The organism is Streptomyces sp. NPDC127190 (assembly GCF_042672505.1).
Lineage (GTDB): Bacteria > Actinomycetota > Actinomycetes > Streptomycetales > Streptomycetaceae > Streptomyces.
The window spans coordinates 12442-16936 of sequence record NZ_JBHXVE010000004.1; the positions used below are offsets into that span (position 1 = coordinate 12442).

Below are 4495 nucleotides of genomic sequence, written 5' to 3' on the forward strand. Positions count from 1 at the left end.
TTTTCAATACCACGCCCCCACCACACACATACACATCACCCTCCGTGGGCAGCGTCAGTTGTTTATCCGCGCCAGCTCCGGCACCCAACTGTATACACGCCCCATCATCCAAGCGGATGAGGGCCCTTCTTCGTGTCTCCGTCAGGGGTCCGCGTAGGGAGCGGTGGAGGGCGGCCGGGGTTGACGGGGGTGGGTTCCGTCGGTAATCAGGGAGCAGGGTCCGTTCCGCCGTGGGGGGCTCCGGAGGTGGCGTATGGCGGCATCGGTCAGGCATGAGACGCGGGCGCTCCTGAGGGCGCATCTGGCGGCCGCCTCGTCGTACCGGCACCTCACCCGGCACTGTCCGGTCTGCCACCACCTCCTGCGGCTCGCCATGGCCGCCGGCCCGCTGCCCCCGGAGGGCGAGGAAGAGGCGGACGAAGGTCCCGGGAGCGCGTGACCCCGAGGATGCCTGCGGATGTCCCAACGCCCTTACGGGTATGGGAATCTGGAACAGGTGATTCCACTAGTGGATGAGGGCCACCGGCGACAAGCGCCCAGGCGTGTGACGGGAGTCACCGCATGTGTTTTTGAAATGGTGGAACTTAACCCCTCCCTACAACAGGTCAATTTAATATGTGCAATTGCACCTCCCCGAGGGGCACCGCACAGCGCTTCCGACAGCCCTCCCCAGACTCCGACAAGCCCGCTCACAGGGCCGCCCCCACACGGCACCCGGCGCACAAAAAAGATCGCGCTGGACTCGGCGGAGTCCAGCGCGATCTACGACGCACCCTGTGTCGCTGCCTGCAACGTTGTCTTCGGCTTGGGCGAGGGACCTGTTGGGGCAGGTCCCGCGTCGCTTGGAGCTAGGGGTTCGGGCACCACGGCCAGTTGGGGGACCTGCCGTTTTGCCCGGTTATGCAGTTGTTCAGGCCTCGCTGCGCTGCTGCGGGATGCCCGCCAGCAGAGCGCGGACCTCAGCCTCGCGGTAGCGGCGGTGTCCGCCGAGCGTGCGAATGGACGTGAGCTTGCCGGCCTTCGCCCACCGCGTGACCGTCTTGGGGTCGACACGGAACATGGTGGCGACCTCAGCCGGGGTCAGCAGCGGCTCGGCATCAGGGGTGCGAGCGGTCATGAGCGGCCTCCTCGGGAGAACCGAACCTTCTCGGTTCTTTCCTCTAAATTCTGCACCTTGACCCGCGTTGCCCGAAATGGCGGACGCGAGTCGAGTCGGTTATAGGACGAACGGCTTGTCCTCGGCACTACAACTACACCATCTGTCCAGCCCCGTCGGCCAAACCGATGGAATTGCCCTCCCAGGTGTTCATCAGCGACGGAAGCCGATGGACCATGCCATAGCGGACAGTCACGCCACTGTGACGATCAGTCACAGGACGATCAGGAGTCACCAGACCCCCCAAAGCGTGCAATGCGGAGATTCCGCCCACAGTGGAGCATAGTTGGACGGTGAGAGCCCTCCCCGGGCTCCTTGTCCTATTTTGGCACGAGGGGCGGCAAGAGGCGCAAGGGCCGCGTAAGTGCAGTCCGTCACCCTTGACGTGAAAGTCCGGATCGGGACCAACGTCCCGTCACACCGTCAAGTGCCCTAGACCGTACGTCGTTCGAGGCCGTTCGAGCCGTGACCTACGTCACTCAGTTCGCGGAGCGCCGGTCCCGTACCGTGCGCCACCGCTCCACGAGCCGGGTGTACGCCTCCCCGGCCGCCCCGCCGTCGCCCCGGCGCAGCGCCTCGATGCCGGCCGCCACGTCCGCCGCCGAGTGGTCGTCCGACAGCTGCCCCGCCGGCACCACGTGCACCAGTCCGCCGTAGTCCAGCTCCACCAGCGAACGCGGATGGAACTCCTCCAGCCAGCGGCCGACGTCCACCACGCCGTCGATCAGCGGGCCCTCCTCGACGGTGTCCCGCAGCGTGCGCAGCGCCCGCGCCACCCGGCGTCGGGCCTGGACCATCGGGGTGCGGTAGCGCAGCACCGGGGGCAGCTCGGGGGTGCCCGGGTCGTAGCTCCGCTCCTCGTCCGAGACCAGCACGAACCAGTTCAGCGGCACCTGCCAGGTCGCCGTACGGATCCACGGGCGGGCGTCCGGATTGCGGGCGAGCCAGCGCTCGTAGTCCTGGGCCGCCTGGTGGCGCACCAGCGGGGGCAGCACCGCGTCCAGCACCGCCGCCGGCAGCTCCTCGGCCAGCTCGCCGAGCGCCTGCCAGCCGCGCAGCCGGGTCCGCCAGGGGCAGACGCAGACCACGCCGTCCAGCTCCAGCACGAAGGCGTCGCCGCTCTCGTGCACCGGCACCGCGACCGGCGGGGTGGGCAGCAAGTCCGCCAGGGAGCGACGCAGTTCGTCCTGGTAGGAGGGGCGCTCGGGGCGGCGGGCGTAGCGCGCCCAGTGACTGCGCTCGGGCTCCGGGAAGGCGCCCAGCGGCTCGTACACGCGCAGATACGCGGCATAGGGGACGACCACGGAGGACACCTTCGGCACGCCTGCTCCCTCCCCACCCGGCCCGGCTCGAAAACCGCGGCGGAAACCGCGGCAAAACCACGGCAAATCGTGCCACGCTCATACGTGCGGAACGGGCGCGGGAGAGTGATCCTGAACACTGCACGGATGGTGGTCGTGCCAAGGCTCTACGCTCATGCCACGGCACCCCGCCACCCGTACGGGGTCCGGCCCCACCCGCCGCTATGTACACAGGAGTCACCACAGTGACCGACGTAACCGGCGCACCTGCTGATGTCCTGCACACCCTGTTCCACTCGGACCAGGGAGGCCATGAGCAGGTCGTGCTCTGCCAGGACCGCGCGACCGGTCTGAAGGCCGTCATCGCCATCCATTCCACCGCCCTGGGCCCGGCCCTCGGCGGCACCCGCTTCTACCCGTACGCCACCGAGGCCGAGGCCGTCGCGGACGCCCTCAACCTCGCGCGCGGGATGTCGTACAAGAACGCCATGGCCGGGCTCGACCACGGCGGCGGCAAGGCCGTGATCATCGGCGACCCGGAGCGCGACAAGACCGAGGAGCTGCTGCTCGCCTACGGCCGTATGGTCGCCTCGCTCGGCGGCCGCTACGTGACCGCGTGCGACGTCGGCACCTATGTCGCCGACATGGACGTGGTGGCCCGCGAGTGCCGCTGGACCACCGGCCGCTCCCCGGAGAACGGCGGCGCCGGCGACTCCTCCGTGCTCACCGCCTTCGGCGTCTACCAGGGCATGCGCGCCTCCGCCCAGCACCTGTGGGGCGACCCCTCGCTGCGCGGCCGCAAGGTCGGCGTCGCCGGTGTCGGCAAGGTCGGCCACCACCTGGTCAGACACCTGCGGGACGAGGGCGCCGAGGTCGTGATCACCGATGTGCGCGCGGACGCCGTCCAGCGCATCCTCGACCAGCACCCCGAGGGCGTGACGGCGGTCGCCGGCACCGAGGAGCTGATCCGGGTCGAGGGGCTGGACATCTACGCCCCCTGCGCGCTCGGCGGCGCCCTGAACGACGACACCGTCCCGGTGCTCACCGCCTCCGTGGTGTGCGGCGCGGCCAACAACCAGCTCGCACACCCGGGTGTGGAGAAGGACCTCGCCGACCGCGGGATCCTCTACGCGCCGGACTACGTGGTGAACGCGGGCGGGGTCATCCAGGTCGCGGACGAGCTGCACGGGTTCGACTTCGACCGGTGCAAGGCCAAGGCGGCGAAGATCTTCGACACCACGCTGGCAATATTCGCACGTGCGAAGGAAGACGGGATCCCGCCGGCCGCCGCGGCCGACCGGATCGCGGAGCAGCGGATGGCGGAGGCACGGGCCGCCGGCACCGCGGGCTGAGCCGGTCCGAGCCGGAATCGATCGCACATATGAGCGGTACCCGCCGGTGGGACTTCGAGAGAACTCTCACTTCCGTCGGCGGGTCGTTCCCCGATAAGTGGTTAAAATCGCCACTGACCAGCGAGGACAGGGCGCCTCGAAGGTCCTGGGCACACGCGCGTGCTGCGGGCGACGTACCGTATGGGCGCGGGCTCAGGTACCGTGGAAGCCCTACGGACCGGCCTCTCCATGGAGAGTCCGTTCCAGAACATGAACGCGTGTCAGACTCTGGGGCCGTCGAGCCCCGTCGTTGAGGGGGTCGAGCCATGGGGCGCGGCCGGGCCAAGGCCAAGCAGACGAAGGTCGCCCGCCAGCTGAAGTACAACAGCGGTGGGACGGACCTCTCACGCCTGGCCGAGGAGCTGGGCGCATCGACGTCGAACCAGTCGCCGAACGGCGACCGTTTCGAAGACGCCGATGAGCATGACGACGACGACCTGTACTCCCGTTACGCCGACCTCTACGAGGACGACGAGGACGACGAGGACGCGGGTCCCTCACAGCACCGTCGAGGCGCTTGACCTTGTGCTGAGCAACAGTCCGGGGGGGGGGGGGGGCGCCCCCCCCGGCGGGGGGGGGGGGGGCCCCCGGGGGCTCCCACCGGAGCGCCCCCGGCGGGGATCACCCCCCCCCCGCCCAGCGGCGGG

5 protein-coding genes are annotated in these 4495 nt (G+C 69.4%); 3 read left to right on the forward strand and 2 right to left on the reverse strand.

All coding sequences use genetic code 11. The annotated features are described in order from the left end of the window. The first annotated feature begins 253 nt into the window (after positions 1-253). Positions 254-439, forward strand: coding sequence for a DUF6274 family protein (locus tag ACFVIU_RS08135; RefSeq protein ID WP_385841368.1), 186 nt, complete (start codon positions 254-256; stop codon positions 437-439). Between the two features lie 471 nt (positions 440-910). Here ACFVIU_RS08135 and bldC read toward each other — a convergent pair whose 3' ends face one another. Together bldC and ACFVIU_RS08145 are read right to left on the reverse strand one after the other, a co-directional pair. After that, complete coding sequence (gene bldC / locus ACFVIU_RS08140) at positions 911-1117, reverse strand: developmental transcriptional regulator BldC (protein ID WP_003949541.1); 207 nt, start codon at positions 1115-1117, stop codon at positions 911-913. A 518-nt stretch (positions 1118-1635) separates the two neighbouring features. Further along, positions 1636-2478 carry a hypothetical protein gene (locus ACFVIU_RS08145; protein WP_385841369.1) on the reverse strand — a complete coding sequence of 281 codons (843 nt, stop codon included), beginning with the start codon at positions 2476-2478 and terminating at the stop codon, positions 1636-1638. Between the two features lie 224 nt (positions 2479-2702). On the opposite strand from ACFVIU_RS08145, the gene ACFVIU_RS08150 reads away from it, so the two are divergent. Next, positions 2703-3809 (forward strand): Leu/Phe/Val dehydrogenase, encoded by a 1107-nt coding sequence (locus ACFVIU_RS08150; protein ID WP_385841370.1) that lies wholly within the window; start codon positions 2703-2705, stop codon positions 3807-3809. 305 nt (positions 3810-4114) lie between these two features. Then, a complete protein-coding gene (locus tag ACFVIU_RS08155; RefSeq protein WP_385841371.1) occupies positions 4115-4369 on the forward strand; it encodes a DUF3073 domain-containing protein in 255 nt (84 codons plus the stop codon). The last annotated feature ends 126 nt before the right edge of the window (positions 4370-4495 follow it).